Here is a 23,959-nt window from a genome sequence, read left to right on the forward strand (position 1 = left end):
TAGTTAACAATTGGAGACACTGCCCCAAAAAAGGAGGTGCAAAAATAGCAAAGTTTTTGGGAAAAATAGTCAGGTATGCAAAAAAGTATTTTTGCACAAGCATCCCGCCGAAGTGATGGGCGGTCAGTACATCTTTTCGCGCCGGGTGGCCAGAAACGGCATCCAAGTCTCCTCGACGGAACCGGAGAAGTCGCGGAGGAAAACCAGGAAGGACGGTTTGAACGGTTTCTGGAATGGCTTCATACCGGCTTCTTCCGGCGTCAGATCTCCTTTCTGCGAGTTGCAGCGTTTACAGGCCGTAATCAGGTTATCCCAGTTGGTTTTGCCACCCCGGGATTTGGGCATGACATGGTCGAGCGTCAGGTCTTCGTGTTTGCCGCAGTACTGGCAGCGGTTTCCGTCGCGCTTGAAGATATTTTGCCGATTGAGCATTACCCCTTTGTAGGGCAGGTGGATGTACCGGTGAAGGCGGATGACGGTAGGAGACGGGTATTCATCGTCTACAGTGCGCAGAACGAAACCCTGAGATTTAGCAATCAGTTCTGCTTTGTTCAGGTAGACTAACAAGAACGCTTTTGGTACAGAACAGATGCCCAGAGCACTATAATCTTGATTCAGAACCAGGACTTTCCTACCCATAAAAATGCATCAGACTCCTTATCTTTCCCGAGCAAGTTAATGATATTTCAGCATAAAAAATACGGCTGCTACGAATAATTGATATTTTTTTAAACCGCCTGAGGCTCACTTTTTTACCTCCATCCCCGCTCAATACCGCTCCCGACTCATCTCCCGCGACACATCCCGTTCTTTGATGGAGTCGCGTTTGTCGTAGAGCTTTTTGCCTTTCGCCAGGGCAATCTCGATTTTAGCGAATCCCCGGTCATTGATAAAAAGCCGGGTGGGAATAATCGTCAGGCCCTGGTCGGTAAGCTTGTTCACCAGCCGTTTTAGCTCGCGTTTCTGCAACAACAGCTTCCGGTCGCGAAGCGGCTCGTGGTTGTTATAGGTGCCCTCCGTATACTGTGAAATATGCATTTGCCGGACATATAACTCTTCATTCAGAAACAGGCAGTAGGCGTCGCCCAGATTCACTTTCCCCTGCCGTACGGACTTGATCTCCGTCCCTGTCAGCATAATTCCGGCAATGAACGTCTCCAGAAAAAAATATTCAAACGAGGCCCGGCGGTTGCGGATCTCGATCTGTTTAGCCAGTGTTTTATCAGACATAGTCAATGCGATTGTGCGGATGAATTGGTAGGCCCCTACCGGTTTTCGTTAAAACCTGGTAGTACCTTTCCATCTAACGTACTTTCCATTTTTTAATTCAAATTTATCCTTTTGTCAATAAAAATACCCCGAAGCGTGCTTCGGGGTAGTCAAATAAGCGGAATAATTACCTGGAAATCCCTGGTGAAGCCGGTGCTTTTCCTTTACCATACAGCAAAGGCGCGCAGCCGAATCACAGCCTCAAGACCCTTCTGCACACACCGGCATTCTCCAGGATATCGTCATCTGCACCTCATATGCCCAACCGTCTTTATGGCAAATCTGGGTGCTGAACCGTTTTTATTGCTCTTACACACAATCATATCTTTACAAATACTATGCCGTATTGGAACCAGATTTTTAAAAAATACCGTACAGATTAGCCTACGGTATTTCCGCAACAAAAAAGCTTCACTATCGCGCTGACAGTGAAGCTTTTTTGAAAAGGTTATCCGATTATTATTTTTTTGTTTGTTTCTGCTGATACTCTTTGTTCAAACCGTTAATGATGGTTTTGGTCGCATCCAGCGAGGTATCGGCGAACAGAATACCGCCCCCTCTCGAGTAGCCCATCACAAAATCGTACTGATTCTGCTTGTTAACTTTTTGCAGATAATCGTGAATCTGGTTGTAAAGTTCTTCATTCTTCTTCTGTTCTTCCTCTGCCAGTTGCTGAACCACGCGGTCGCGATACGCCATCAAATCCTGCTGTTTTTTTTGCAGAGCGGCTTCCGTAGCCCGGCCCTGTTCCATCGTCATGGTCTGGGCACGTTGCTGGAAAAATGCCACCTCGTTTTGCAGGGAGCGACCCTTGTTATTCAATTCGTTATCCAGCTGAAAACGTTTGCTTTCCAGTACTTTCCGGGTATCCTTAAAATATTCGTAATTCGTCAGCAACGAATCGACATTGACGTAAACCGTTTTGCGAACGGCCGCCGGTTTCGAAGTATCGGTAGAGATGGGGTCGGGAGTCTTTTTATCCGAGAAATGCAGGTAGTATAAAACCGCGACAGCAACCGCCAGGACGGCGTTCAATACAAGGGATGCGTTTTTCACAAGAAACAGTCAATTAATGGATTAATGATTTTACAAAGGTACAATTTACAAGTTACCTAACAATCCGGTCCGCCGACCGAACGCGACGATTTACGGTTTTGCGGCAACGGCGTCTTTCAGCTGCCGCCCCGCCAGGGCGGCAAATCCGCCCACTAAACCGCCGATCAGGGGGGTAATCAGCAGCAGTAAAACCGGAGCTTGGGTTTTAAAAAAAAGATCGGCCATGCGCCCGGTCAGAATATTGTCCGTTTGCAGGTGAATGAAGAGCGCGTACAAAAACCAGACAACGGCAATCCCGCCAAAACCGGCTCCAAACGCCTGCCAGCCCGTACGACTCCGCCAGAAACAAACGCCAAACGCCACCAGAGCAATGCTCCACCACGGCAAAAACAACTGCACCAGGGCACTCAGAATAGCAATCAATAAGAGAGGCCACATGATTTTCAATGACTTAGAATTAAAGTAGATTGGATGCGCGAATTTTTATCGGTCGCCGACTTGAGATACAGCAGTTCGTACAACTCCCCTTGTCGCCAGGTTTCGAGCATGTTCAGGTAATACGGACTGCCGGGATTGCCGGACTGACCGCCCGGATAGACTCCGTACGCGCTGAGCTGCGGCCCGGTTTGCACCACCATCCGCCACGACGGCCCCGCCCGGCGTCCGGCAGCATTGACGATACCGCGCCCTCCGCCCACCTGCACATTCAGTGCACTGAATGCATCCAGCCCCGGAATCAGGTGCCGAATGCCGGTTGCCTTATGCCCGGCCCAGGCCCAGCTTTTGCCCACCGGCCCGTGTTGTTTCGCCAGTGAATCAACCGTCGACTGAAAGCTGGCCGTCACGATATCCGAAATGGTTTCCGTCCGGTTTTTCGTGCGAATATCATCAAACCAGCGGGCATTCGGCTCTGCGGTCAGGAGGTGTAAGGTGCGGTCGGGACTCGGATAGCGCATGGGGTGGTCAGCCTCATCCGGAAAATCATCCGCCCACAGAAACCGGTCCAGGTGGGTTGTCCACTCCATAAAAATCGTTCCGGCAACCGAAGCCGTATCCTGCTGGTAATTCCACTGCCGCACGGTTTTCAGCGCCCGTTTCTGCGGCTCGGTCAGGCTGGCTTCCTGAATACGTGGCAGCAAAACCGGCAGGAACGTTGACGCCTGGTGGTTGTAGACATCGTTTTGCAACCGGCGCATACTGTCCACCGTTATTTTTTGCATGGCCGCCAGCCGCTGGTTGATGCGCATGCCACGGTCGGACGTTTCAAATTCCCAGTTGATGTAATACGGATAGGTCGGATCGGTAGAAAACTGGTTCGCCGAACTCACGAAACCCCTCGGCGGGTTTTTCACCCGCGGATTCTGGGCCGCCGGAATCCAGCCCTGCCAGTCATGGGCCGGGTTGGTGCCATCGAGCAGAAACTTGCCCTGATTGCGCCATTTTAGCGGAAACCGCCCGTTGGGCGAAATCGCAATGTCTTTTTCGGCATTGGCGAATACAAAATTCTGCGCCGGGGCCGCGTAATACGACAAGGCTTTGACGTAATCGTCGTAGGTCCTGGCCCGGTTGAGCCAATAAAAGGTCTGAACACCATTATCCCGCTCGTGCGCAATCCAGCGTACCGCGTAGCCCGCCGGGAAATTGTTTCGGGCCGGTTTTTCGTCGGGCCGATACACCACCGGGCCGTGGTGCGTGTACAAAACCGTATCGGCTACGTCCGGTTTTCCTTTGACTTTAATGATTTCCACCCGCCGACGAACCGGTTTCCATTGCCCGTCGTGCCAGTATTGCTGCCGCCGGTTATCCCGAAACCGGATTTTGTAAAAGTCCAGCACATCGGCTCCGACGTTGGTGACCCCCCAGGCGACATCCTTGTTAAAACCGATAATTACGCCGGGCGCACCGGGCAGCGAAACTCCGTAGACATTCATCGTCGGCGTCACCAGTTGAATCTGATACCAGATGGACGGCAAACTCAGATTCAGGTGCGGATCATTCGCCAGAATCGGGTAACCGCTGGCGGTTTTCTGCGGCCCCACCGCCCAGTTATTGCTGCCAATACCAGGGTCATGCGGTTGCCAGTTCAGGGCCACGCTGCTGTCGGTTTCGGCGTCTGCGGGCGGAGTTGGCACCTTGAGGGGCGTAAAATCCCAGCGTGTACCCACCGGAATAATCGGATCTTCCCTGAACGGATAATCCGGAAACAGACTGGCCGTCAGTTCCGGGCCAAGGTGTCGCCGGACGTTGGTCATCATCAGATCGTCGGCACCGGCCGCCAGCGTCTGCGTCATCTGTTTGAGCAGAAACGCTACTTTGATGGGCGTCCAGGGTTCGGGAGCATACCCCAGCAGTTTATATTCAAGGGGATAATCGGCCGGTTTTAGCTGATTAATATAGGCATTGATCCCGGCCGTATACGCATCCAGCAGCAGGTTGGAAACCGGGTCTTTCGTCATGCCCTCCAGCGATTGTTCGGCTCCGTAAACCATGCCGAGTCGCCGGTTGTACCGATCGAGTTCGAGGGCGCGCTCACCAATCACTTCCGCAATCCGGCCGGCGGCCGCGTGGGTCTGGAACTCCATCTGCCAGAGCCGGTCGCGGGCGGTTACGTAGCCCTGGGCAAAATAAGCGTCATACTCATTTTTGGCAAAAACATGCGGTACGTGCAGCTCGTCGTATAAAACCGTCACCTCGTCGCGGGTTCCTTTCACCGACACCTTCCGGACGGAAGCCTCATCAGCGGTTTCGGCGTTTTGCCAGAACCCTTCGTACGGACTTAGCAGGCGGCCCAATGCCGGCATCGTCCCCCACGGCTGATTCAGGGCCAGGATTAAACCCGTCGTAATCAACAGACTCAAAAGTGCTTTTGCTATCTTCATAGACGAAACGACAGGGACGCCCTGTTACAAAGAAAATTTATTCCTGCTTTTATCCCAACAAAAGCAGGAAAACGGTGGCTTTTACCGGCCTTGTCCCGCAATTATCCAACCAACATTTACCGCCGAATCAGGTTATGAAGCAAAGTACTTCTTAATGCAACATTTTTAGTAAATTTGAATCAGATTTACGCCTTCGCTATGACCTTGCTCAATACGACACTGAAATGGCTGCTGCTCCGGCGAGTGCCGCGCATTGAAGCGATGATGGCCCGACCCGGGGAGGTGCAGCAGGCGGTTTTTCGTCAACTCATCAGCAAGGGGCGCCATACGCACTGGGGTCGTGAACACCAGTATGACTCCATCCGTACGGTCCGCGATTTTCAGGAGCGGGTGCCGGTTTCGTCGTACGAAGACCTGTTTCCGTACATCGAACGCACCATGAAGGGCGAGCAGAAACTCCTCTGGCCCTCCCGGATTCACTGGTTTTCCAAATCGTCGGGCACGACCAATGCCCGCAGTAAATTCATTCCGGTTTCGCAGGAATCGCTGGACGAAAGCCACTTCAAAGGCGGCAAGGACATGATGGCGCTCTACGTCGCCAATCGACTGGAAACCAAGACTTTTGAAGGAAAGGGTCTTTCTATTGGCGGCAGTTTACACGAAAATCCGTACGGACAGCACGGTTATGCGGGCGATATATCGGCGGTGGTCATGAAAAATCTGCCGCCCTGGGCGCAATACATCCGGACTCCGCCCATCGATGTGGCGCTGATGGATAAGTGGGAAGAGAAAATCGACCGGATGGCCGAAATGACCGCCCGCGAGAACGTCACGAGCATTCTGGGCGTACCGACCTGGGCGCTGGTGTTGCTGGAGCGGGTGCTGGCGCTCACGGGCAAACGCAACATTCTGGAAGTCTGGCCAAATTTCGAAGTATTCATTCACGGGGCGGTGGCTTTTCAGCCCTACCGGGAGTTGTTTGCCAACGAAGTCTTTCCGTCCTCGGCCATCAATTACCTCGAAATCTATAACGCATCGGAAGGCTTTTTTGCCATTCAGGACGATCTGAAGCGCGTCGGCGAAATGCTGGTCATGCTGGATTACGGTATTTTCTACGAGTTTGTGCCGATGGAGGAAGCCGACAAGCCGTTCCCGAAAGCGCTGACCATCGAAGAGGTCGAACTGAATAAAAATTACGCGCTGGTGATTTCGACGAACGGCGGCCTCTGGCGCTACCGCGTCGGCGATACGGTCCGGTTTACCTCGCGTTACCCGTTCCGGCTCAAAGTCAGCGGACGAACCAAACATTTTATCAACGCCTTCGGGGAAGAGGTCATCATCGAAAATGCCGAAACCGCCATTACGCGGGCCTGCGAAGCGACGGGCGCGACGGTGAGTGACTATACCGCCGGACCGGTGTACATGGGCAGCGGCACCAACGGGCGTCACGAATGGATCATCGAATTTTCGAGCCTACCGAACAATTTCGACCGGTTCTGCACCATCCTCGACCAGACGATCCGGCAGGTCAATTCGGATTACGACGCCAAACGGTATAACGACATGGTGCTGAAACCGCCGATCGTTCACGCCGTGCCGCGCGGAACGTTTTACGACTGGATGAAAACCCGGGGGAAACTGGGCGGACAGCATAAAGTGCCGCGCCTGAGCAACAGCCGGGAATACCTCGACGATATTCTGGGTCGCCTGACAACGTTTTCCTGAAAACCGGTTTTCCTGAACGATGCCGCTCCGGCCGTTGTTCTTCCTCTGGAGTCTGTCTAATTTTGCGTGAATGAAATCCTTCAATATTCCGGCTTATTACCGCAGTCATATCATCAGTCCGCTGAAAGAATTTCGCCGGAAGCGCGATAAACTCAAGCGCGATTTTACGGCCACCGAACTTGATTTTGGGCCGGTACGATTTCTGGTGGCCCGGCACTTCGGTTTTTGCTACGGTGTCGAAAACGCCATTGAAATTGCCTACAAAGCCATTGCCGAGAATACCGGGAAACGCATTTTTCTGCTGAGTGAAATGATTCACAACCCGGATGTCAACCGGGATTTGCAGGAGCGGGGTGTCCGGTTCATTATGGAAACCTCCGGAAAACAGCTTATTCCGTGGGACGAGCTGCGATCCGACGACGTAGTGGTGATTCCGGCGTTTGGCACTACGCTGGAAATCCAGCAGAACCTGACGGACATTGGCCTCAACGTCGAGCAATACGATACAACCTGCCCGTTTGTCGAAAAAGTCTGGAACAAAGCCAGCCAGATCGGCCAGAAAGACTATACCGTAGTGGTTCACGGAAAACCGTCGCACGAAGAAACCCGGGCAACGTTCTCGCACAGCAAGGAAGCCGCCCCGACGGTGGTGGTCAAAGACATGAAGCAGGCCCAACGGCTGGCAACCTATATTACCGGCGAATCGCCCCGGGAGCAGTTTTACCACGAATTCAGCGGTCAGTATTCGGTCGGTTTTGATCCGGAGCGGGATTTACAGCGCATCGGTGTTGTAAACCAGACGACCATGCTGGCGTCGGACACGCAGCACATTGCCGACTACCTGAAAACCGTCATGATTCATCATTACCGGCTGATGCCGGAGGAAGTCGATAACCGCTTCGCCAACACCCGCGACACGCTCTGCTACGCGACCAACGACAACCAGGATTCGACGTACGCCCTGCTCACCAATCCGGCGCAGTTTGCCATCGTTGCGGGCGGCTACAATAGCTCCAACACCCAGCATCTTGTCGAGTTGTGCGATGAAAAACTGCCGACGTATTTCATTGAAACGGAGCAAAAAATCCTGTCCCGGACGTTAATCCGGCATTTTAATCTGTCCACCAAACAGGAAGTAGTGACCGAGCATTTTCTGCCCGATCAGGAACCGGTTACGGTTTTACTAACCTGCGGAGCTTCCTGCCCGGATGCGGTGGTCGAAGGCATTCTGCTGAAGATCGTTTCGTTCTTCCCGACGGCCCGGCCGGTGGCTGATGTCATGGCAGACGTAGAACAGCGGTTTGCGTCCTGAATAAGAAATCCGGACAAATGTCAGCCGATGGCAGTAAAAAGTAGACCGCCGGTTCTTTGTTTTGTCTGAAAGAAAGAACGACTACGAGCGGCCCGACCCCGGTCTGGAATGCCTGAAAACCGCCGTAGTAAACCAGATCATTAACAAATCATCAGAATGTACACCATCGGTATCAACACGTTTTTATTTACGTCACCCTTCACGAATGAGAGCGTGAAGTGGTTTGCAAAATTTGCTGAATGGGGTTTCGATACCGTCGAAATCGGCCTGGAAGATCCCGCCAACGTCGATCCACAACTGGTTAAACAAGCCCTCCTCGACGCCAAGCTGGGCTGCAAGACGGTTTGTGCCGCCATGGGCCCCGACCGGGATTTTCGCGGGGACGCCGAACAGCAGCAAAACGCCATGACGTATCTGAAAGGGTTGCTGGATGTTATGGAAATCATCGGGGCCGAGATGCTGGTGGGGCCGTTGTACTCCAGTGTGGGTCGGGCCGAGGCTACGCCCAGAGACGTGTATGCCGAACAGCAGAAAGCCGTCGTGAAAAATCTGAAAGAACTGGCCGCTTACGCCCAGAGCAAAGGTTTAAAAATTGCACTCGAACCGCTCAACCGCTTCGAAACGGACTTCATCAATACCGCCGATCAGGTCATTGAACTGGCCGATCTGGTAGGGAGCGATAATGTCCGTTTGCATTTGGATACCTTCCACATGAACATTGAAGAAAAGTTCCAGGCCGACGCGATCCGGAAAGCCGGGGCACGGCTGGAATTGCTGCACAGCTGCGGTTGCGACCGGGGGATTCCGGGTAACGACCACATCGACTGGGATTCGATCCGGCAAGCGCTGAAAGACATTGATTTCAAAGGCCAGCTGGTGATCGAGTCGTTTACGCCCGAAGTGAAAGCCATCGCCAAAGCGGCCGCCATCTGGCGCGACATCGAAGCCTCCGGCGAAGATATTGCCGTCAAAGGGCTCGCCTTCCTGAAAACCGTATAGGTTTTTAGAGCAAACGGGATAAGCAAGGAAAGACTTCGGGTAAAACCGGTGAAAGTCTTTCCTTTTTATTTTTCCCACCGTTAGTACGGATTGGAAAACCGGTGGTTCGGGCCGGTCTTTATTCCGAAAAAGTGATGAAGGTTTTTCCATCATAACGGCTCAACCCAAACGCTCGGGTGCCAAACCACAGATTACCCGTTTTATCCTCCAAAATGCTCCGAACCGAATTATTGACAAGGCCGTCTTTCGTCGTATAGTTTTTAAACGTTTTTCCGTCGTAACGAAATACGCCATTTTTATCGGTAGCGAGCCAGAGATACCCTTTTTTATCCTCCAGAATGGCAGTGATTCCATAACTCACAAAGCCTTCCTTTTCCCGGAAACTGGTGAATGATTTCCCATCGTAACAACAGGCGCCGTGTCTTCTGGTGGCAAACCACAGATTACCCGCCCGATCTTCTGCCATCGAAAAGATCATATCGTCCGTAAGATGTTCCCTGGACAGCGGATAAGTCACCTTGGGCACGTAGGAAGCTGCGGATCGCTGGTCTTCATTCGATCGGTAATATTCAGCAGCGGGCAAAAAGTTTTTGAACGATTTTCCATCATACTGCCAAACACCCCCACCGTTCCACGAGCAGAACCATAGAACACCGTTTCGGTCCTGTAGAATATCCATGATTAGCTGATAATGAGCTCCCAGATTGAAAGGATGATCATCATTATTCAGGAAATTAGTCAGGGTTCGACCGTCGTACCGATAAAGCCCTGTTCCCATCGTTCCAAACCACAGATTACCGCCCCGATCTTCGAACAGGCAAGTAATCCGAACCTTCGCCAATAGGCCCGGCTTTAAGTAGTTCGTAAACGTTTTCCCGTCATATTGACAGATACCGCTTTTCGTACCAAAGAGAATATGACCCGCTTTATCTTCTATAATTACGCTCACCTCGTTATCACTCAGTCCATTCCGGGTTGTAAAATTGGTAAAAGACTTTCCATCATAGCGATAAACGCCCTGTCCTCCGGTACTAAACCAAAGGTTACCCGCTTTATCCTGTAACTCACAGCCAACATTACCCGACTCAACACCCTGCGTCCGGATCAGTTTCGGTTGCCCTTCCCAAATTGATGGGCGCTTGCCGGGGCCGCCCCTGGGCGCGTTTGGCCCAGCCTGGCCGTAGCCGGACGTTGAAAAAACGAAGGCGAAAAGAAGAACTGCGCCGTAGGAAGCAACGGCGTCAAGCAACCCTTTCATCATGGGAATTCCGGTTGGATTTATCGGCAAATTAATACCGGCCCAAAACCGGTCAACAAAACCCTGTAAAAGAAGGTGAACGAAATGTAAAAGTTGCTGACTTACTGCTCCGACGCCCGAACGTTAACCTGAACCGGCGCGCTTTCATTGTGCAGACGATCCAGGGCCGTAACGACGTAGATGTAACGGTTATCCGGTGAGGTGGTACGATCGATAAACCGGGTTGTATTCTCACCTACGCAAATGGCTACAATCCGGGTGGGATCTTCGGTATCGATTTTATCCTTCCGGTCAAACCGGTAGACGACGTAGTACCGGGCCTTATCGCCGTCGGGGGCCGGATCGGGTTGCGTCCAGAACAGCTCCACTCCTTCGGGTGTGGAACTGGCTTTCAGCTCTTTAGGCGGCAAAGGCGGTTCCGGATCTTTCCACGGCATGGGAGGAATTAAAGCCGGATAGCGGTAAAAATTCGTCAGTAAGGTATCCCGCACCCCGTTCAGGTTGTCGGTCAACGACTTGGAGCTAAAGAAAATGCTGCCGTGAATCTGACTGAACTGGCGGTTGTAGTTCAGTTGCGTGCTCATTTCGTTCGGATCGTTCCAAGCGCGGTCGCGGGGCGTCGAGCGATTGATCCGAAACGCGCCCTGCCCAATATAGAGGTGTCGATTAAAACCGTTTTTCACCCACCAGTCCGTCAATAACCGATACGGAACCTTCTGAAAATCCGTGCTGAAATAAACCTGGGGCGCAATGTAATCGACCCATCCGTCGCGCACCCACTTGCGGGTATCGGCATACAGGTCAAAAAAAGACGTTAAACCGCCTGTCGTTTCCGACCCCTCGGGATCCTGGCTGCGGTTTTTCCAGACGCCAAACGGACTGACTCCGAACTTGACATACGGTTTAATGGTCTGAATCGAATCCCGAAGCTGGTGAATCAGCTGGTTGATGTTCTCGCGTCGCCAGTTCTGGAGGTTCATGCCGTTGGCATACGCCTTATACGTGGCTTCGTCCCGGATGACCTGTCCCGCAATGCCATACGGATAAAAATAATCGTCGAAGTGAATGCCATCCACATCGTAGTTACGAACAATATTGGTTACAACCCGGGTGACATAGTTCCGAACTTCGGGCAACCCGAGATTAAAGAGTTTCCGCCCACCGTACTGTAGCATCCACTCCGGTTTGCGGTTGCTGATGTGGTCGGACGTCACGACGGAAAGCTTACTGAACGTCGCGCGGTCGAGGTTAAACCAGGCATGAAATTCCATGCCGCGGTCGTGGGTTTCCCGAATCATGAATTCGAGCGGATCGTAAAACGGAACCGGGGGCAGGCCCTGTTTGCCGGTCAGCCAGAACGACCAGGGCTCGAAGCTTTTGGCATAAAAAGCATCCGCAGCCGCCCGGATCTGCACAACTACCGCGTTGATCCCCGCCCGCTGGTGCAGATCCAGAATCTTGATAAACTCCGCCCGCTGGCTGTCGGCGGGCATGCCGCGTACGCTCGGCCAATCGATGTTATCCACCGTTGCAATCCAAACCGCCCGAAACTCCCGTTTAGGTGGATTCTGCGCCACCAACGTAGCGGATAGCCCAGAGAACAGACAAACAAACACAGCCAAGAGAGCCCGGTAACAAAAGCGCATGCACAAACGGTTGATCACGAAAAGAGAATGGTCAAAGATACGGAAGAACCCCTTCGTCTTTCAAACTTTATTGGTATCGGGTTTATTGCCTATTCCTTCCGCCAACGCGCCGGAAGGCAGCCGTAAGTTTTTGGATTTTAAGAAGAAAGCGGTTTTTACAGAAAATGCCAAACGGGGAAAACCGCCTTTTAAGTACCGAATATTATTTGGAAAAAAATTAAGAACGGCCCATATTAATGTTGAACAGTATTTGGTATAACTATTGTATACAGTAATTTTGAGCAGAAAATGAGGCCGTAAAACCAATCATTATTTTACTTTTTAGTAAAAAATCCATATTTTTTTATAAAAATACAAGGATTGTGTTTAGTTTTGTGCGATCTCAGATTGGTTGGATAAAATTTTAAGTTCTCTACTCTTATGTCAAGCATCAAACTCGATCAGATCGATCGGAAAGTATTAGAAATTTTACAGACAAACGCCAAAATCACCAACGCTCAACTGTCGAAAGAAATAGGGTTATCACCAGCTCCGACGCTCGAGCGCGTTAAAAAATTAGAAACTTCGGGAATCATTCAGAGCTACCACGCTCAACTCAACCGGGATAAAGTAGGTCTGGGTGTCACGACCTTCGTGCAGGTGTCGCTGGTGGGCCATAAAAAACAGGTAACAGAATCATTCGTCAATGCCGTCAAAGAGATTCCGGAAATCATCGAATGTCACCATATCACTGGTTCGGGCGACTTCCTGTTGAAAGTAATTGCCAAGGATATCGCTTCGTACCAGGTGCTCATGCTGGAAAAAATCAACGAAATTGAAGAGGTTGCCAATACCCAAACGATGGTGATTCTTTCGACCTTCAAAGAAAGCAAAGTACTTCCCATTCCCTGATGGAATTAAGAGTTAAGAGTTATGACGGGGCCGTCCGGCGGTTGCTGACGCGTTCATAACTCTTAACTCATAACTCTTAATTTTTTAATTGCTACTTTACCCTTTTCTTCCCTTTCTTCGCTCTTCTCTGCGGATTTTCTTCAGGTTATCCAGGCCCTCTTTGGCTTCTTTGTGCTGGCTGGATTTGCGGTCGGCTTTGTCGATCACTTCCTTGAAATACGCCTGTGCCTGGTCGTAGTTCTTCTCCGAACTCGCAATTTTCCCCAGACTCAGCACCGACGCCCAGTAATAAGCCGCATCGTAGGAATTGGTCTGTTTGGCAAAATCAATGGTTTTCTGGTAGTATTGTTTGGCCTTCGCCGGATCGCGAAAATAGTGGTGGTGGTTGTACGCCAGAATGTAAGCCGCTGTCCGCCCGCCCACGCCTTCGTAGCCATCCATGCCATGCTCAATTTTACTCAGGATGCTGCTGGCAGCCGCCGTTGCTTCGTTGCTGTAGCCACGCACGAACGCCGTCCGGGCATAATACCGTTCGAAGTACGGATTATCCGGGTATTGCTGCCACATGTATTTCGCCAGATCATAGGCTTTACCGTATTCGTTCTCCATGCTGTAAATCTGGAGCAGAAAATACCGGGCCTCCGTGCGGGTGTAAAAAGCGTTGTTGGCGGTTAACTCCAGTTGCCGGATGCCTTCCGCTTTGTTGCCTTTCGGGAAAAACATTAGAATGGGTTTCAGGGCCGGGTAATTCTTCGGAATCCACTGGGCGTAATAATTGAACAGCCCGTCGCCAAAGAGCAATTCCGGCGTCAAATCGCCATTTCCCTTGCACTTGTCGAAGTATTTCAGCGCGTTTTTTCCGGCCCAGGTGGCCTTCGCCCACTTCTTCCGTTCGGAATACAGGCGGCCCTTAAAACCGTAGGCGGCCGCCAGGAAAAACGAGGGTTCTACCTTGTTGTCTTTGGTATCATACAACTTCTCTGCCTTCGTAATGGTCGTGTCCAGATACGCCAGACACTTGTCGTCGAAGTCGGTGTTTTCAGTATTCGGCACAATCTTCCACCACTCAGCCAGGGCCATCAGGAAGTACGGCATCGGATGATCGGGATACCGGAGCCGGAGCCAGTGAAACTCCTTGTCGGCTTCGTAAAATTTGTAATTATACAAGCTGTTGATAGCCTCCGCCGATTCGATCTGAACGCCGGGATGCTTCAGCAACATGTCGTATTTTTTGTCAAAATCAGCCAGTGAGTAGACCTGAGCTTGCGCCATGAAGGTCAACAAAAGGCCGATTAGAACAAGAATGCTTTTTTTCATTTTTTCAGGACACTAGTATGGTCTCCTATCAACGAAGTTTTTGAATTTCCAGTTTACGCAACCAAAAGTTTTTACGAACCCCCCGGATGCCTTACCTTTGACTTTTGCACAACTGGCACCGTATGCTGACCATTAAAGACAAAACGTTCGTCCCGTTTATCGATCAAAACAAGCTGAAAAACCGGATTGTTCAGTTGGCCAGCCAGATCAATCAGGACTACCGCGACAAAGAACCGCTGCTGGTGGTGGTGCTCAACGGCGCCTTCATTTTTGCCGCCGAATTGATGACGCACCTGACCATTCCATGCCGGGTTACGTTTATTCGGGTCAGTTCGTATCAGCAAACCGCGTCGACCGGCGTTGTCCGGGAAGTGCTCGGTTTAGGCGAATCGCTGGCCGGGCAGGATGTCATTTTGATTGAGGATATTATCGATACCGGTTTGACGATTCAGGAGGTTTCGCGCCAGCTGGCCGATCAGCAACCGGCCTCGCTCGAAATCGCCACCATGCTCTTTAAGCCGGAAGCGTTGAAAGTCGAAGTTGCCGTCAAATACGTCGGTTTTGAAATCGAAAACCAGTTTGTGGTGGGTTACGGGCTGGATTACGACGGTTTGGGGCGCAATGCGCAGGAAATCTTCGTGCTGGCTTAACGATCCACTTCGCCCATGACCACGTCGATGGAGCCAATAATGGCGACCAGATCGGCAATCATGGCCCCTTTCGAAATCTCGCTGATCACCGACAGGTTGTGGTAGGAACACGAGCGCGCCCGGCAGCGGAACGGCACATCCGACCGCCCGTCGGCCCGGAAAAAGAAGCCCAGCTCCCCTTTCGGAATTTCACCCCGGATGTAAAACTCCTGCGCTTTCGGCCGGATTTTCTTCGGCACAAGGGCCTGCGGATCAAAATCCCGGGTTCGCTTCAGATCGCCCGTCAGTTGCACCAGGCATTGTTCGGCAATTTTCACCGACTCCCAGCATTCCAGCACCCGCACGTAGTTGCGGTCCCAGCAGTCGCCCAGCGTCCCGACGGTCCCTTCGCCAATCGGAATGTCGAAATCCAGTTCGGGATACACCGAATAGCCATCGACCCGGCGTAAATCGTACCGCAGGCCCGACGCCCGCAAAACCGGCCCCGTGCAGCCGTAATTGATAGCGACGGACAATGGTAACACGCCCACGTTAGCCGTCCGCTTCACGAAAATCTTGTTTTCAGAAACGAGTTGCTGCATCTCCAGCAACTTCGGTTTCAGGTATTTCAGAAACTCCGCACACCGCTCCTCGAAGCCGATCGGCAGGTCATAATACAAACCGCCAATCCAGATGTAGTTATAGAGCATTCGTGCCCCGCTGACCCATTCGAGCATCCGTTGCAGGTGTTCGCGGTCGCGCATCATCCACAGAAAGGGCGTGTAAGCCCCAATATCCAGCGCGTAGGTCCCAATGGCGACAAAGTGCGACGCCAGCCGGTTTAGCTCAGCTACCAGCACCCGAATGTATTCAATCCGCCGACCGTCGGGGCGACTCAGCAGGTCCTTGTCGATGCCCAGCATCCGCTCCACGCCCATGCAGAACACATGTTCGCTGTTCATGGCCGCCATGTAATCCAGCCGGTCGACAAACGGCAGCGTCTGGTTAAACGGCATGGACTCGGCGTGTTTTTCGAAACAGCGGTGCAGATAGCCCAGGTGCGGCACCACATCGACAATGATCTCGCCATCCGTAACGATTTCCAGTCGCAGCACGCCGTGGGTCGACGGGTGTTGCGGCCCCATGTTCAGGATCATCTTCCCGGCGCCCAGCGAATCGAGCGTATATTTATTCGGCTCGGACGCCTGAAACAGGCCGGGCTGGTATTCGTATTGAACGGTTTGCGTGGTCATCGTAAGCCAAAGGTCGGAAGCGGGCGGGCAAAAATCAAATCCGGTTTACGGTCTACGGTTTTCCGTTTTCAGTACACAAGAACCGGTGGGTGAGCAGCAAACCCGATGGCGCGAAACCGCACCGTAAACCAGAAACCGTAAACCGTAAACTGTTTCCGCAGGCTTTTTCGCAATTATTTCACAACCAACCGTTGTGGTTCTTAAGACTTTATCTTACCTTTGCGTTCCTGTTTGAGAAAAATTTACAGCAATGGCTAAGAAAGGCAATAGAATTCAGGTAATTCTGGAGTGCACGGAGCAGAAGGACACGAATATTCCGGGGACTTCCCGCTACATCACGACCAAAAACCGCAAGAATACGCCGAGCCGGATCGAACTGAAAAAGTACAATCCGAACTTGAAACGCGTAACCGTTCACAAAGAAATTAAATAATCGTAACTGCGGGACTGCTCCCGACGATCCAAGATGGCAAAGAAAGTAGTTGCAACCCTGAAGAAGGAAGGTGGCGGTAAGAACTTCGCAAAGATTATCAAAGCCGTAAAATCACCGAAAACCGGTGCATACACCTTTAGAGAAGAAATGGTCCCGCTGGAAGAAGTACAAGCGGCTCTGAAGAGCTAGTCTTTCAGTACGTATGCTAATTCAAAGTCCCTCGGTCCTCGGTGGGACTTTTTTGTTTTTATCTTTGTTCGAGACAAAAGGCCCGGTTCTGAAACCGTCGCCTTATCCTCTACCATCAAAAGTCTAACGTCTACACAATGGGTCTGTTTGATTTTTTCTCGAAGGAAAAAAAAGAATCACTCGATAAGGGACTGGAGAAGTCCAAAGAAAGTTTTTTCTCGAAACTCAACCGTGCGGTCGTCGGCAAATCAACCGTTGACGATGAGGTGCTCGACGAGCTGGAAGAAGTCCTGATTACCTCTGATGTAGGCGTAGGCACAACCGTTAAGATTATCCGGCGCATCGAAGAACGCGTCGCCCGCGATAAATACGTTAACACCAACGAACTGGATCGCATTCTGCGGGAAGAAATTGCGGCTTTACTGTCCGAAAACAAATCCATTGATGTCGACGATGATTTTGCCCTGCCCGCCGGAAAAAAACCGTATGTCATCATGGTGGTCGGCGTCAACGGGGTTGGTAAAACCACTACCATTGGTAAACTGGCCGCGCAGTATCATAAACGGGGCAAGAAAGTGGTGCTGGGCGCGGGTGACACCTTCCGGGCGGCTGCGGTTTCGCAACTGAAGCTCTGGGGCCAGCGCGTGGGTGTTCCGGTGATCGATCACGGGATGAATACCGATCCCTCGGCGGTGGCTTTCGATGCCGTTAAAAAAGCCGTGGAGATGAACGCAGACGTGGTAATTATCGACACGGCGGGGCGGCTGCATACCAAAGTGAACCTGATGAACGAGCTGTCAAAAATCAAACGGGTCGTGCAGAAATTCCTGCCCGAAGCTCCGCACGAAGTCCTGCTCGTCCTCGACGGTTCCACGGGCCAAAACGCCTTCATTCAGGCGACGGAATTTACGAAAGCTACGGACGTAACGGCCCTGGCCATCACAAAACTGGACGGAACGGCCAAAGGCGGTGTCGTCATCGGCATTTCGGATCAGTTCAAGATCCCGGTCAAATACATTGGTGTCGGCGAGAAAATCGACGATTTGCAAACGTTCAGCAAGATGGAATTTGTCGATTCTTTTTTTAAGAAAGTGTAAAAAATAATTCTCAAATTCCACCGGTTAAGTTCATATATAATGACTGGTAATGGAAATAAACCTGCTAATTGCTTTCCCTTCTGGGCAGTCTGGGTCGTTGTAACGGCTTTTACAATCGCTTGCAAAACCAGCCCGGCCCGGAAACCGCTGCAGGGCATCTGCGGTACGGTTATTTTTAAATCGGGCAACCACATGCCCGGCCCCGACCGGCCGCAGCCGAAAGGCCAGCCGGTGGTTCGCGAGGTATTGATTTATGAATTAACCAAAACCGACCAGACCGAACCAACGGAAGACGGTTTTTACGCCCGCGTCAAAACCCGGCTCGTTAAAAAAGTCAAATCCAACCCGGACGGCACATTCTATGTCAGCCTCCCCGCGGGTACCTACTCGGTTTTCGTGCAGGAGGAAAAGGGTTTATACGCCAACCTGTTCGACGGCGACAATAACATTTTCCCGGTAACGGTCGAGAAAAACCGCCAATCCACGATCACGTTTGAAATTACGTATCAGGCGGTATATTAACCGGCTATGAACGTATTGAACACCTTTCTGATCACCACGGCCGTTCTGTTTCCCTTCGGCTGGGTTATCTACCGATTGATCCGGTATCCGGCGAAAGCCTGGGGTGAAGAGTCCCCGCTATCGATCAAAGTAGTGTACGAAGTCACGAAACGGGAATACTTTACGCGTTTCGACTTTCTGTTTTTGATCTTTTTCGTACCGATGAATGTACTCGGTCTGTATGCCTGCCTATTCGTACTGTTACCGGCGATCCAGGTCTACTGGCAAGGAATTATTGCAGCCGGCGGTCTGGCTGTTTTTACCTACACCTTATGGTGGTGCGTCCGCCTTTTCCAACTGGAATCCCAATACTGGCTGATTACCAAAGGAAAGACGATCACTCTGGACCCAACCGACCAAAGTATAGAAATCACGACGGAGGATGAAACCGTACGGATCACAGCGGATTATCTCGACAAAATTGAAAAACATTACCCAGGCCTTTCGTCGGGCAAAATGGTCGCTGGTTACGCGTATTTCATCTTCCAATTAAAGAACGGGCAGCCCGTTTACCTGAATGACAATAGAAGTTTTCTTCCGTATGTGATGGAGGCCTACTTCAAAACCGTCCCGATCCGGCGGGTCCCGCATAAAATTCCGTGGATAATTGCGCCATAACTTTCTCCTGAATTGTACTTTTCCGAACTTTGCAAAAATTCCCGGTGTTGCGTCAGGACGGTCATCGCCTTGGAGCTTAGCATTTTACTATTTTGAAAACAAAAGGATTACGTTCGAATAAAATCAATATTGTCACGCTGGGTTGTTCCAAAAATCTGGTCGACTCCGAAGTGCTTTTTACCCAACTCAAAGGCAACGGTTACAACGTTTCACACGAATCGAAGAAAGACGATGCCAATATTGTCGTCATCAACACCTGCGGTTTTATCGATAACGCGAAGGAAGAATCGATCAACACCATTCTGCGCTACGTCGATGCCAAGGATGCTGGTGTGGTCGATAAAGTCTATGTAACGGGCTGCCTGTCACACCGCTACAAGGATGAACTGGAGGTTGAAATTCCGATGGTCGATGCCTGGTTTGGCACCAACGAATTACCGCGTCTGCTCAAAACGCTGAAAGCCGATTACAAGCACGAACTGGTAGGCGAACGGCTTCTAACAACCCCGGCCCATTTTGCGTACCTGAAAATTGCCGAAGGCTGCGACCGCCCCTGTTCGTTCTGCGCCATTCCCCTCATGCGCGGTCACCATGTCTCACGGCCGGCGGAAGAACTGGTGAAAGAAGCCCAGTCGCTGGCCCGGCGCGGCACGAAAGAACTGATTCTGATTGCCCAGGATCTGACCTATTACGGGTTGGACCTGTATAAAAAACGCACGCTGGCCGACCTCATCCACCGCCTGGCCGACGTCGAAGGCATCGACTGGATTCGGTTGCAGTACGCCTATCCGTCCGGTTTTCCGATGGACGTCCTGGAGGTGATGCGGGAGCGGTCGAATGTCTGCAACTACCTCGATATGCCCCTGCAAACCGGCTCGACGGAACTGCTGAAAATCATGCGCCGGGGCATTACCCGCGAAAAAACCGAAGCCCTCATTCACAGCATCCGTGAGCGGGTGCCGGATATTGCCCTTCGTACCACACTCATCGTTGGCCACCCGGGCGAAACCGAAGCGATGTTTGACGAAACCTACGAATTTGTGGAACGGATGCGGTTCGACCGGCTGGGGGCTTTCACCTATTCCCACGAAGACAACACGCATTCGTATAGCATGCCCGACGACATTCCGGCCGATATCAAGCAGGAACGCGCCGACGCTATTATGGAGCTACAACAGGGCATTTCGTCGGAACTGAATCAGGAAAAGCTCGGCAAAACGTACAAAGTGCTGTTCGACCGGAAAGAAGGCGGTTTTTTCATTGGCCGTACGGAATTCGACTCGCCCGAAGTGGACAACGAAGTCCTGGTTCCGGCCAGCCAGTATGTGCGGCCGGGTGACTTTGCCAATGTCCGCATCACGGAGGCCCATGAGTTCGACCTTTACGGCGAAGTCGTTTTGTAACAAAAATAGCTAACTCGCTCTCCACCAAGCCGGTTTTTCAGTATATTTGGAGCCAACCCACCAGAGCGGTATGGCTTCACTCTACCGGTTTATTGCTTTTTTAGGGCTTCTGTTTCCGAGTTTCGTTCGGGCAGACCAACCGGTTATACCCATTCCGTCCGGCAATCAGTCGCTGATGCTGGACCACGACCTCTGGTTTATTCAGGATACGACGCACCAGCTCACCATCGACGCGGTGCTGGGCCCGGAAACGGCTGCCAGGTTCCGGCCCCATCCATCGCCGATTCCTAATTTCGGCTATACCAGCGGCAACCAGCATGCGTACCCGGCCTGGCTGCGTTTCAAACTCCAGAATCCTTCGAATCAGGTTCAGGCGCTATTTTGCGAGATTGATTTTTTTGCCTTCGACGAGCTGCAACTGTACATCACGGACGGCCAGCAGGTTCTTTACACCTCACCGGTCTACGGCTGGAAAACGCCCCTAACGCAGAAAATGGTTTACCACCGGAATTTCTGGTTTCCGTTTACGCTGCCCGCCGGGATGGAGGTTACCTGCTACGTCCGGGCCCTCAAAAGCCGGGGGGTGCAGGTGGTTCCGATCACCATCCGTCCCCAGGCAATTCTTGATACGTTTGTGCTCCAGGATTATGCTTTCTGGGGGGGCATTTTCGCCGTTTTCCTGTTTGTAACCGTTATTAGTCTGTTTTTTTACCTCACTACGTTTGACCGGATTTATGGAAAATACATCCTGTGCGTTCTCGGACTGGGCGGTTATTTCTTTATTAACGACGGTTTTCTCTACCAGTTTTTTTTCGAAGAACAGTTCCGAATGCCCAACCGAAATGTCTATTTCGTGTTTCCCTTGATGCTGTTTTTCTTCCAGTTGCTGTTTGTCCGCTCATTTCTGTCGCTGGAAAAGACGCCCAGCCGCCTGTGGCACCGGATTGCAACCGTTGCACTGGTGGGCGGCATTTTCTGCCTAACCTCTTTGCTGGCCGAATGGGTGTTGTACGTTCCACCCGCCGTGGAACAGGCCCTGATGCGGTTGTTTATCGTTTTCTACTGGCTCCCGATGCCGCTGATCTGGGCGTTTATCGTGATCAACCTGATTCAGAAATACCGGGTTCAGGAAGCCTGGCTCTATCTGGTGGCCGTCAGCCCGTTTTATGTGCTCAATTTTCTGATCATTCTCTGTAACCTCCGGCTCTTTCCGACGTATGCCTTTCTGGAAAGCTACGAGAACTACGCCCTGGCGGCCTTGTTCGAGGTCGTCGTGCTAACGTTCGGCCTGGCCTATCGTTACAAACTCATCCGCGACCGCAACGAACTGCTCAGCGACGAGCGTAACCAGCAGCAACGTCTGGTGTACGAAGCGCACGTTCAGGCGTTGCAACTCAAAAACGATTCCCTGCAGGAAAAAGAACGCATTGCCCGCGATCTTCATGACAATGTGGGGGCGCAGTTATCGTTCATTGTCAACAGCCTGCAGCAGATCGGCCGACAGGCTGAAAAGCAACCGGTTCCGAATACCTATCAACTCGCGACGCAACTCCGGTCCATCGTCGATTACACGCGCGAAGCCATCAAAATGCTCCGCGATACAATCTGGGCAATCCACCAGGAAAGTTTTACGCTGGACGAATTTGAGGAACGCATCAATCACTACGTCGGTCGCTACTTCCAGCAACTGGAACCGCTCCAGGTGACGATTCAGACCGAAGGCCAATTGTCCCAACCGCTAACCTCCGTTCAGGCCCTCAACATGTTTCGAATCCTGCAGGAAGCGCTGCACAATGTCGTCAAACACGCCCACGCCACGGAAGTGACGGTTTTGCTTCAGGCGAAAGAAGACGGTTCGTTCCAGTTAAGCGTCAGTGACAACGGGACGGGTTTATCCTGGAAACCGACCGACGAGGGTTCCCTGGACAATCATTACGGTCTCCGGAATATGAAAAAACGGGCTGAAGAACTCGGCGGCCAGTTCCGGATTTACTCCGATCACGGCACCGTCGTCGAAGTCGCTGTCTAACCTACCGCCGGTACGTTACTCCATCCAGACGGTTTTGATGTTCAGAAATTCCTTCATGCCGACTTCCGATAATTCCCGGCCAAAACCGGATAGCTTCACCCCGCCGAACGGCACGCGCGGATCGGAGCGCATCAGCGAATTGACAAACACCGAACCCGCCTGAATCTGGCGCGCCAGCCGGTCGGCCCGGTCCAGATCCCGCGTCCAGAGCGCCGAACCCAGGCCGTAGTTTGACTGATTAGCGAGCTTTATGGCATCGCGTTCGTCTTTGGCTTCCACGATAACCGCCAGTGGACCAAACGTTTCTTCATCGAAAGCCGTCATACCGGGTTTGACATTATCGAGCAGAATAGGCTGAACATTACAGCCGTCGCGCTGCCCGCCATGCAGCATGCGGGCGCCCTGCCGGACGGTCTCGGCGCATTGCCGTTCAATAGCATCGGCCAGATCAAGCCGCGCAACCGGCCCCATCGTCGTTGATTCCAGCCGCGGATCGCCCTGCTGAATCGCCTGAATGTGCTGAAGAACCCGGTCTGTAAATTCTTTTTTAACCGACTTTTCGACAATAAACCGCTTGGCCGCAATGCAGCTCTGGCCCGCGTTCTGCATCCGCGATTGCACGGCCACCCGGGCGGCCTTTTCCAGATCAGCGTCGGCCAGCACGATCAGTGCGTCGCTGCCCCCCAGTTCCAGAACGGATTTCTTAATCTGATTCCCGGCAATGGATGCCACCGATGCCCCGGCTTTTTCGCTGCCGGTCAGTGTGACGGCTTTTACACGCGGGTCTCTCAGAACGGTGTCTACGGTTTTCGACTCAATCAGCAACGACTGAAAAACCCCCTCCGGAACGTCACAGGCCCGAAAAATTTCTTCCATCGCCAGCGAACAACCGCTCACGTTAGCCGCGTGTTTCAGCACCCCCACATTGCCCGCCAGCAACGACGGCACCGCAAACCGGAACACCTGCCAGAATGGAAAATTCCAGGGCATCACGGCCAGCACCGTGCCCAGCGGCTCATACGTCACAAAACTCCGTTGTGCTTCCGTCTTAATGGTCAGATCAGCGAGAAATTTCGGGGCGTTTTCGATGTAATAGTCGCAACCCACTGCGCATTTTTCGACTTCGGCGATGGCTTCTTTCAGCGTTTTGCCCATTTCGGCTGTTATCAATTCCCCCAGCGGCTGTTTTTCCCGGCGCAGGTAGGCGGCTATTTTTCGGAAATAAGTAAGCCGGTTTTCCAGCGACAACGCCGACCAGTCGATAAAGGCCCGATCGGCCTGTTTAAGCTTTCGATCAAGCGCCGAAGCACTCAGGGCCGGATAGGCTTTGATTTTTTTCTGCGTGTACGGATTGACGGATGTAAAGTTCATGGCGCTGTGGTTTTCTGCATAAAC

At 52.0% G+C, this 23,959-nt stretch carries 23 protein-coding genes; 13 read left to right on the forward strand and 10 right to left on the reverse strand.

The genetic code is table 11. The features are described 5' to 3' along the window. Nucleotides 1–123: 123 nt before the first annotated feature. The 5 genes from ACFPMF_RS14845 to ACFPMF_RS14865 form a co-directional block, all read right to left on the reverse strand. On the reverse strand, nucleotides 124–639 hold the full coding sequence (locus ACFPMF_RS14845) for an HNH endonuclease (RefSeq protein ID WP_379846357.1): 516 nt from the start codon (nucleotides 637–639) through the stop codon (nucleotides 124–126). Between the two features lie 129 nt (nucleotides 640–768). Then, nucleotides 769–1,230 carry an SsrA-binding protein SmpB gene (gene smpB / locus ACFPMF_RS14850; RefSeq protein WP_379846359.1) on the reverse strand — a complete coding sequence of 154 codons (462 nt, stop codon included), beginning with the start codon at nucleotides 1,228–1,230 and terminating at the stop codon, nucleotides 769–771. 498 nt (nucleotides 1,231–1,728) lie between these two features. Then, on the reverse strand, nucleotides 1,729–2,325 hold the full coding sequence (locus ACFPMF_RS14855) for an OmpH/Skp family outer membrane protein (RefSeq protein ID WP_379846362.1): 597 nt from the start codon (nucleotides 2,323–2,325) through the stop codon (nucleotides 1,729–1,731). Nucleotides 2,326–2,415: 90 nt separating this feature from the next. Further along, nucleotides 2,416–2,763, reverse strand: a complete 348-nt coding sequence (locus tag ACFPMF_RS14860; protein ID WP_379846364.1) for a hypothetical protein — start codon at nucleotides 2,761–2,763, stop codon at nucleotides 2,416–2,418. 5 nt (nucleotides 2,764–2,768) lie between these two features. Further along, nucleotides 2,769–5,204, reverse strand: a complete 2,436-nt coding sequence (locus ACFPMF_RS14865; RefSeq protein WP_379846366.1) for a penicillin acylase family protein — start codon at nucleotides 5,202–5,204, stop codon at nucleotides 2,769–2,771. A 198-nt stretch (nucleotides 5,205–5,402) separates the two neighbouring features. On the opposite strand from ACFPMF_RS14865, the gene ACFPMF_RS14870 reads away from it, so the two are divergent. The 3 genes from ACFPMF_RS14870 to ACFPMF_RS14880 all read left to right on the forward strand — a co-directional run bounded on the left by ACFPMF_RS14870 (nucleotide 5,403) and on the right by ACFPMF_RS14880 (nucleotide 9,240). Then, nucleotides 5,403–6,929 carry a GH3 auxin-responsive promoter family protein gene (locus ACFPMF_RS14870; RefSeq protein ID WP_379846368.1) on the forward strand — a complete coding sequence of 509 codons (1,527 nt, stop codon included), beginning with the start codon at nucleotides 5,403–5,405 and terminating at the stop codon, nucleotides 6,927–6,929. A gap of 70 nt (nucleotides 6,930–6,999) precedes the next feature. Next, nucleotides 7,000–8,241, forward strand: coding sequence for a 4-hydroxy-3-methylbut-2-enyl diphosphate reductase (locus ACFPMF_RS14875; protein WP_379846370.1), 1,242 nt, complete (start codon nucleotides 7,000–7,002; stop codon nucleotides 8,239–8,241). 156 nt (nucleotides 8,242–8,397) lie between these two features. Continuing rightward, nucleotides 8,398–9,240: a sugar phosphate isomerase/epimerase family protein gene (locus tag ACFPMF_RS14880; RefSeq protein ID WP_379846372.1), complete on the forward strand. Its 843-nt coding sequence runs from the start codon at nucleotides 8,398–8,400 to the stop codon at nucleotides 9,238–9,240. A gap of 118 nt (nucleotides 9,241–9,358) precedes the next feature. On the opposite strand, the gene ACFPMF_RS14885 is transcribed toward ACFPMF_RS14880, so the two are convergent. Both ACFPMF_RS14885 and ACFPMF_RS14890 read right to left on the reverse strand, forming a co-directional pair. Next, entirely contained in the window at nucleotides 9,359–10,498 is a 1,140-nt protein-coding gene (locus tag ACFPMF_RS14885) for a ligand-binding sensor domain-containing protein (RefSeq protein ID WP_379846374.1), read from the reverse strand. 101 nt (nucleotides 10,499–10,599) lie between these two features. After that, entirely contained in the window at nucleotides 10,600–12,114 is a 1,515-nt protein-coding gene (locus ACFPMF_RS14890; protein ID WP_379847194.1) for a glycoside hydrolase family 10-like protein, read from the reverse strand. Nucleotides 12,115–12,142: 28 nt separating this feature from the next. Here ACFPMF_RS14890 and ACFPMF_RS14895 point away from each other — a divergent pair, with 28 nt between their 5' ends. Together ACFPMF_RS14895 and ACFPMF_RS14900 are read left to right on the forward strand one after the other, a co-directional pair. After that, nucleotides 12,143–12,403, forward strand: coding sequence for a hypothetical protein (locus ACFPMF_RS14895; RefSeq protein ID WP_379846376.1), 261 nt, complete (start codon nucleotides 12,143–12,145; stop codon nucleotides 12,401–12,403). Nucleotides 12,404–12,564: 161 nt separating this feature from the next. After that, complete coding sequence (locus ACFPMF_RS14900) at nucleotides 12,565–13,035, forward strand: Lrp/AsnC family transcriptional regulator (RefSeq protein ID WP_379846378.1); 471 nt, start codon at nucleotides 12,565–12,567, stop codon at nucleotides 13,033–13,035. A 96-nt stretch (nucleotides 13,036–13,131) separates the two neighbouring features. Here ACFPMF_RS14900 and ACFPMF_RS14905 read toward each other — a convergent pair whose 3' ends face one another. Beyond that, nucleotides 13,132–14,352 carry a tetratricopeptide repeat protein gene (locus ACFPMF_RS14905; RefSeq protein ID WP_379846380.1) on the reverse strand — a complete coding sequence of 407 codons (1,221 nt, stop codon included), beginning with the start codon at nucleotides 14,350–14,352 and terminating at the stop codon, nucleotides 13,132–13,134. Nucleotides 14,353–14,474: 122 nt separating this feature from the next. Here ACFPMF_RS14905 and hpt point away from each other — a divergent pair, with 122 nt between their 5' ends. Continuing rightward, nucleotides 14,475–15,002, forward strand: a complete 528-nt coding sequence (hpt, locus tag ACFPMF_RS14910; RefSeq protein ID WP_379846382.1) for a hypoxanthine phosphoribosyltransferase — start codon at nucleotides 14,475–14,477, stop codon at nucleotides 15,000–15,002. On the opposite strand, the gene ACFPMF_RS14915 is transcribed toward hpt, so the two are convergent. Continuing rightward, on the reverse strand, nucleotides 14,999–16,234 hold the full coding sequence (locus tag ACFPMF_RS14915) for an NADH-quinone oxidoreductase subunit D (protein ID WP_379846384.1): 1,236 nt from the start codon (nucleotides 16,232–16,234) through the stop codon (nucleotides 14,999–15,001). The two genes, hpt and ACFPMF_RS14915, sit on opposite strands and share 4 nt — an antisense overlap. 250 nt (nucleotides 16,235–16,484) lie before the next feature. Between ACFPMF_RS14915 and rpmG the strand changes: the two genes are divergently transcribed. The 7 genes from rpmG to ACFPMF_RS14950 all read left to right on the forward strand — a co-directional run bounded on the left by rpmG (nucleotide 16,485) and on the right by ACFPMF_RS14950 (nucleotide 22,564). Beyond that, nucleotides 16,485–16,667 (forward strand): 50S ribosomal protein L33, encoded by a 183-nt coding sequence (gene rpmG, locus ACFPMF_RS14920; protein ID WP_111627437.1) that lies wholly within the window; start codon nucleotides 16,485–16,487, stop codon nucleotides 16,665–16,667. A gap of 33 nt (nucleotides 16,668–16,700) precedes the next feature. Beyond that, nucleotides 16,701–16,856 carry a DUF4295 domain-containing protein gene (locus ACFPMF_RS14925; RefSeq protein ID WP_379846386.1) on the forward strand — a complete coding sequence of 52 codons (156 nt, stop codon included), beginning with the start codon at nucleotides 16,701–16,703 and terminating at the stop codon, nucleotides 16,854–16,856. 137 nt (nucleotides 16,857–16,993) lie between these two features. Then, nucleotides 16,994–17,953 (forward strand): signal recognition particle-docking protein FtsY, encoded by a 960-nt coding sequence (ftsY, locus tag ACFPMF_RS14930; protein ID WP_379846389.1) that lies wholly within the window; start codon nucleotides 16,994–16,996, stop codon nucleotides 17,951–17,953. 39 nt (nucleotides 17,954–17,992) lie between these two features. Continuing rightward, nucleotides 17,993–18,475 (forward strand): hypothetical protein, encoded by a 483-nt coding sequence (locus ACFPMF_RS14935; protein WP_379846391.1) that lies wholly within the window; start codon nucleotides 17,993–17,995, stop codon nucleotides 18,473–18,475. Between the two features lie 6 nt (nucleotides 18,476–18,481). Continuing rightward, nucleotides 18,482–19,132 (forward strand): PH domain-containing protein, encoded by a 651-nt coding sequence (locus ACFPMF_RS14940; protein ID WP_379846393.1) that lies wholly within the window; start codon nucleotides 18,482–18,484, stop codon nucleotides 19,130–19,132. 92 nt (nucleotides 19,133–19,224) lie between these two features. Further along, the gene (gene rimO, locus ACFPMF_RS14945; protein ID WP_379846395.1) at nucleotides 19,225–20,535 is read left to right on the forward strand and encodes a 30S ribosomal protein S12 methylthiotransferase RimO; all 1,311 of its coding nucleotides are present in this window, start codon (nucleotides 19,225–19,227) and stop codon (nucleotides 20,533–20,535) included. Nucleotides 20,536–20,605: 70 nt separating this feature from the next. Then, the gene (locus ACFPMF_RS14950) at nucleotides 20,606–22,564 is read left to right on the forward strand and encodes a sensor histidine kinase (protein WP_379846397.1); all 1,959 of its coding nucleotides are present in this window, start codon (nucleotides 20,606–20,608) and stop codon (nucleotides 22,562–22,564) included. Nucleotides 22,565–22,579: 15 nt separating this feature from the next. On the opposite strand, the gene ACFPMF_RS14955 is transcribed toward ACFPMF_RS14950, so the two are convergent. Next, nucleotides 22,580–23,935 (reverse strand): NAD-dependent succinate-semialdehyde dehydrogenase, encoded by a 1,356-nt coding sequence (locus ACFPMF_RS14955; RefSeq protein WP_379846399.1) that lies wholly within the window; start codon nucleotides 23,933–23,935, stop codon nucleotides 22,580–22,582. Between the last annotated feature and the right edge of the window lie 24 nt (nucleotides 23,936–23,959).

Source organism: Larkinella bovis (assembly GCF_042655385.1).
Classification (GTDB): Bacteria; Bacteroidota; Bacteroidia; order Cytophagales; family Spirosomataceae; genus Larkinella; species Larkinella bovis.